Below are 5,344 nucleotides of genomic sequence, written 5' to 3' on the forward strand. Positions count from 1 at the left end.
TGCGCCGCCGGTTGAAGTGGCGTGGGCGTCGGTTGTCACAGGAATGGGTGGATCGCATTGCCGACACCGTGGAGGCAATGGTGGCACGGCTCTTCTCTTCGGATACTCCGGCGGGGACAAAACGCAATCGCAGGAGGGCATCGCTCCCATGAAAAAACGCATCATTTTGCTGGTTGTCATCGCGGTTGTTGTCGGGCTGTCTTTATGGAGCTCGCAGCGTTACCGGGTTTCGCGGGTGGCCCAGGTGTCGTCGGCCCAGCCCTGGTGGAAGATCTGGTTGGAGGAAGTCTCTGGCAAGGTCTGGGAGCTCCACGGGAATGTGGAAATTCGCGAGGTGCGTCTGGGTTTCAAGGTGCCCGGGCGGATTGTCCGCCTCCATGTGGACGAGGGAGACACAGTAAAGCCGGGACAGCTCTTGGCGGAACTGGATCAGGCGGAATTCCTGGACGCGGTGCGTCAGGCCGAGGCAAGCCCTGGAAGCGCGGCGGGCTGAGCTGGCGGCCCTCGAAAATGGTTCCCGTCCTGAAGAGATTGAGAAAGCCCGGGCATTGACGGAGGCTGCCCGGGTGGCCGTCCGCAACGCGGAAATTGCGCTCCGCCGCGCAAAGGAGCTGGCACCCAAAGGGGCGGTTTCCCAGGAAATGCTGGATAATGCCCAGGCGGCCTACGATCAGGCCGTGGCCAACTACCAGGCGGCGGTGGCTGCACAGCGGCTGGTGGAGGTGGGACCACGTCAGGAAGAGATCGACCGCGCCCGGGGCCTTGTCCGGCAGGCGGAGGCCGTCCTGAAAGATGCCCAGCGACGGCTGGGCGACACGAAACTGCTCTCGCCCGTTTCGGGAGTGGTGCAGGTCCGCGTGCACGAAGTGGGTGATTTCGTCAACACCGGCGAGCCGGTCTTCTCCATCGCAAGGCAGGAAGAAGTTTGGGTGCGGACGTATGTGGCGGAAGAAGACCTCGATCGCATCCGGCCGGGCATGCCCGTGGTCGTACTCACCGATGGCGGGAACCAGTTTCCGGGGCAGGTGGGATTCATTTCTTCGGTGGCGGAATTCACGCCCAAAACCGTGGAAACCCGCGAAGTGCGAACGAATCTCGTGTATCGCGTGAGGGTACTGGTCAACGATCCGGAGTGCAAGCTGCGGCAGGGAATGCCGGTCCGCGTGCGGATTTCTGCCGAAAACCCCCCCGCAGGTGGCCAACCGGGGACACAGCCGTGATTCGCTTCGAGCAGGTGACCAAGACGTTTCCGCGAAGCCAGCGCCCGGCCCTCCATGAGGTCACGGTGGACATCCCTGCCGGGGCCATCACGGGTTTGGTCGGACCGGATGGCGCCGGCAAGACCACGTTTCTCCGCCTTGCGGCAGGACTGCTCGTTCCCACCAGTGGCCGGATTCTGGTACTGGGACAGGATACACAAAAAGATCTGGGTTTTCGCGACCATCTGTCGTACATGCCGCAGAAGTTCGGGTTGTACGAGGATCTGACTGTCATCGAAAATCTTCATCTTTATGCCCGGCTGCGAGGCATTCCCCGCGAAGAGGAAAAGGCGAGCATCGACCGACTTCTCGCCTTCACCGGGCTGGCTCCGTTCACCCGACGGCTGGCCGGACATCTTTCCGGCGGCATGAAGCAGAAGCTGGGCCTGGCCTGCTCGATGCTGCTTCGGCCGAAGATCATGCTCCTCGACGAACCTGGCGTGGGCGTGGACCCTATTTCTCGCCGGGAATTGTGGAAGATCGTTTGTGATGAGCGCGATCGGGGCGTAGGGATCGTGTGGAGCACACCCTATCTCGACGAGGCCGAACGCTGCGATTACGTGCTGGTGCTCTACGAAGGACGGGTCCTGTTCTTTGGTCGGGCGGCCGAGTTCACCGAACGGGTCAAGGGTCGGACGTTTCTGGCGGAGGTTCCCCCGGAACAGCGGCGACGAGTCACCCGGGAATGGCTGGTGGATCCCGACATCGTGGACACGCGGATTCAGGGGCAGCGGGTACGGGTGGTAACGCGGAATGGGACAGAGGCCCTCGCACACCGGTTTCCGGATGTCGCCCTTCTGCCTACCGAACCGCGATTTGAAGACGCATTCATTGACGCGCTGGGGGGAATCCCCAAGGAACGCATCGTTTTTGGCGAAAATGGGGCGAATGCCGCTCGGAGCCAGCAGGAAGAGGTGATCGTGGCGGAGGATCTCGTCAAACGTTTTGGAACGTTTACAGCGGTGGACCACGTCTCTTTCCGCGTCCGGCGGGGGGAAGTGTTTGGGCTTCTCGGGCCGAACGGGGCAGGAAAAAGCACGACCTTTCGCATGCTGTGTGGACTGCTGGCACCCACCGCCGGTCATGCCGCCGTCGCAGGGAGGGACCTCCGGACGGCCCGCGCCGAGGCCAGGCGGCACATCGGTTACATGGCCCAAAAATTCAGCCTTTACGGCAATCTGACGGTGAAACAGAATCTGGAATTTTTCGGCGGGGTGTACGGCCTGCGTGGCGAACGGCTCCGGCGTGCCATCGACCAGGCCCTGGAGGAATTCGAACTGAGGCCATTTGCCGACCAGAACGCCGGTCTCCTCCCTCTGGGATTCAAGCAACGGCTGGCTCTCGCCACCGCCATCCTCCACCGACCAGCGGTGGTATTCCTCGATGAACCGACGAGTGGCGTCGATCCACTGGCCCGCCGCGAATTCTGGCTGCGAATCGATCAGCTTGTGGAAGGTGGGGCGGCCGTCATCGTGACCACCCATTTCATGGATGAGGCGGAGTACTGCGATCGCGTGGCGCTAATCAACCGCGGGCAGATCATCGCGATGGATACACCGGACGGAATCAGGGCGATGGTGCAAACGCCGGATCGGCCGAACCCCACTTTGGAAGAGGCCTTTATCGAGCTGCTCGTCCGAGCCGGACAGGCCGGGAACAACCCCACGTGAAGGAGGAAAATCCAGTGGACCAGGACAACCCCGTTGCAGCGCAAACGGACGCCGCTCCACAAACCCGGCGGGTGCGGAGAAGAATCCAGCTCCGCCGCGTGCTGGCTCTTACCCGAAAAGAGATCTACCAGATCTTCCGTGATCCCAGCAGTTTGATCATCGCCTTTGTCCTGCCCAACATTCTACTTCTCCTTTTTGGCTGGGGTATTTCCCTGGACCTGGGCTATATCCCCATCGGCGTGGTGGTGGAAAATCGCTCCGCGGATACCGACCGAATCGTCGCGGCCCTGAGGGGAAGTCCCTATTTCATGGTTCGCGAGGCCGAGCATCGCAAGGAACTGGAATCCCACTTGGTTGGCGGGCGGGTTAAAGGGCTGGTCGTGCTCTCACAGGATCTGAGCGCCCGATTGAATACGGGTAGTGCCCCGGTCCAGGTCCTCGTGGCTGGCAGCGATGCCAACACGGCCGAACTGATCGTCGGGTACATGGAGACGGTCCTTCAGAAAGATCGTTTGCATTGGGCGGAAGAAGAGGGTCAGCCTCTCCGATCGGGCATCATCAACATTGAGGGCCGCGTCTGGTACAACCCGAATATGGATTCACGCTCGGCGATTCTGCCCGGTTCCATTGCCGTCATCATGACGCTCATCGGGACGATTCTCACCTCACTGGTGGTCGCCCGGGAATGGGAACGCGGCACCATGGAGGCGTTGCTGGCCAGCTCCATCACTCGAGCGGAGTTCCTGCTGGGAAAATTCATTCCCTATTTTGTTCTCGGGCTGGCCGCCATGATGCTGGTGGCCCTCGTATCGGTGGTGGTTTTCGCTGTGCCGTTTCGCGGTTCCTGGGTGGTTCTGGTGGGTGTGTCGGCGGTTTATCTGGCGGTAGCACTGGGCCTGGGACTTTTCATCTCCACCGCGACGCGGGACCAGTTCGTGGCCACACAGGCCGCCCTCATCGTGGGCTATTTGCCGTCGTTCATCCTCTCGGGATTGGTCTTCGAGATCGACAGTATGCCGCTACCGATTCGGCTGTTTACGCACGTTTTGCCACCCCGCTATTTTGTTTCTGCCTTGCGGACGCTGTTTCTGGCAGGGAACGTCTGGGATGTGATCATTCCGGACACGCTCATTCTCTGCATCTTTGCCGCCGTCTTGTGGAATCTCACCATTCGCAAGACGCGGCTGACTCTGGAGTGAATGGGGGGACGATGTTCGAGCGAATCCGCCGTTTGGTGATCAAGGAGTTTCTGGCGATTTTTCGCGATCCCGCCAGTCGCATGGTAGTGGTAATTCCACCGCTGATTCAGCTTTTCGTGTTCAGTTTCGCCGCCACCCTGGAAGTCCGCAACGCAGGCCTGGGAATCTACAATGAAGATGGCGGACTCCTGGGCCGGGAACTGGTGGCTCGATTCTGGTCCGTGCCCATCACGTTTTCCCGGATTGTTCCCTGCGAAAATCTGAACGACGTACGGGAAGCCCTTGACACACAACGCGTGCTGGCCGTTGTGCATATCCCCCAGGATTTCAGCCGGGCGTTACAGTCGGGACAGGCCCCGACGCTGCAGGTGCTGCTGGATGGCCGACGATCCAATGCCGCGATGGTGGTGCAGGGCTACATAGCACGGATTGTCGCTCAGTTTGTGCAGGAAAGTGCGACAGGTAATGAGAATCGGCGTCACCGGCCGCCGCAACTGGTGTCGGTCACCCGGGTGTGGTTCAACGAGAACCTGCATCCTTTGTGGAGCTCGGTCCCCGCTCTGTTGGGTATTCTGACCAACCTGGTAGCCCTGCTGGTGACGAGCCTTTCCGTAGCCCGGGAACGGGAACTGGGCACGTTCGACCAACTTCTCGTTTCCCCACTGCGTCCTGGAGAGATCCTTGTGGGAAAGGCTGTGCCCGCCTTCGTGGTGGCGTATCTGGAGGGAGGGCTCATGGTCCTGGTGGCGGTGACCATCTTCGGCATTCCTTTTCGAGGTTCGCTCTTACTCCTGGCGGCTGCGCTGTTTGTGTTTCTTCTCGCCATCGTGGGAATTGGCCTGTGGATCTCTTCCCTGGCGGAAACGCAACAGCAGGCGCTTCTGGGAAGTTTCACCTACATGGTCCCCGCGGTGTTACTTTCGGGATTTGCCACCCCCGTGGAAAACATCCATCCGGCTATTTGCTGGATTTCCGACATTGATCCTCTTCGCTACATGGTCGCCATCAACCGGATGATTTTCCTGGAGAATCCGGACCCCAGTGTCGTTCTGCCCTACGTTTGGCCGCTGGTTCCGATTGCCGCTTTCACGCTGGTCAGCGCCGCGTGGCTGTTCCGCCATCGGCTGGAGTGACGCCACAGTCCGCATCCGGTCCGCCTTCGGAGGGACGTGCTTGTCGGGTCCGCCTTCCGGAGGGACCCGCTTGTCGGGTCCGC

The 5,344-nt window shown here is 60.8% G+C and carries 5 protein-coding genes; all 5 read left to right on the top strand.

The genetic code is table 11. From position 1 onward, the window contains the following. The coding region (locus H5U08_RS09415) for a biotin/lipoyl-binding protein (protein WP_297032421.1) at positions 1-493 on the top strand (493 nt) is incomplete at its 5' end. Positions 494-566: 73 nt separating this feature from the next. Next, on the top strand, positions 567-1,220 hold the full coding sequence (locus tag H5U08_RS09420; protein ID WP_297032423.1) for an HlyD family efflux transporter periplasmic adaptor subunit: 654 nt from the start codon (positions 567-569) through the stop codon (positions 1,218-1,220). Then, the gene (locus H5U08_RS09425) at positions 1,217-2,929 is read left to right on the top strand and encodes an ATP-binding cassette domain-containing protein (protein ID WP_297032424.1); all 1,713 of its coding nucleotides are present in this window, start codon (positions 1,217-1,219) and stop codon (positions 2,927-2,929) included. The genes H5U08_RS09420 and H5U08_RS09425 overlap by 4 nt, the downstream gene beginning before the upstream one ends. A gap of 14 nt (positions 2,930-2,943) precedes the next feature. Next, positions 2,944-4,128 (top strand): ABC transporter permease, encoded by a 1,185-nt coding sequence (locus tag H5U08_RS09430; protein WP_297032426.1) that lies wholly within the window; start codon positions 2,944-2,946, stop codon positions 4,126-4,128. Positions 4,129-4,139: 11 nt separating this feature from the next. After that, the gene (locus H5U08_RS09435) at positions 4,140-5,261 is read left to right on the top strand and encodes an ABC transporter permease (protein ID WP_297032428.1); all 1,122 of its coding nucleotides are present in this window, start codon (positions 4,140-4,142) and stop codon (positions 5,259-5,261) included. Positions 5,262-5,344 lie beyond the last annotated feature (83 nt).

Source organism: Thermogutta sp. (genome assembly GCF_014359955.1).
Lineage (GTDB): Bacteria > Planctomycetota > Planctomycetia > Pirellulales > Thermoguttaceae > Thermogutta.

What these genes read in the sequence shown, in the direction of transcription:
- H5U08_RS09435 (WP_297032428.1), top strand. Translation starts at nt 4,140, where the DNA reads ATGTTCGAGCGAATCCGCCGTTTGGTGATCAAGGAGTTTCTGGCGATT.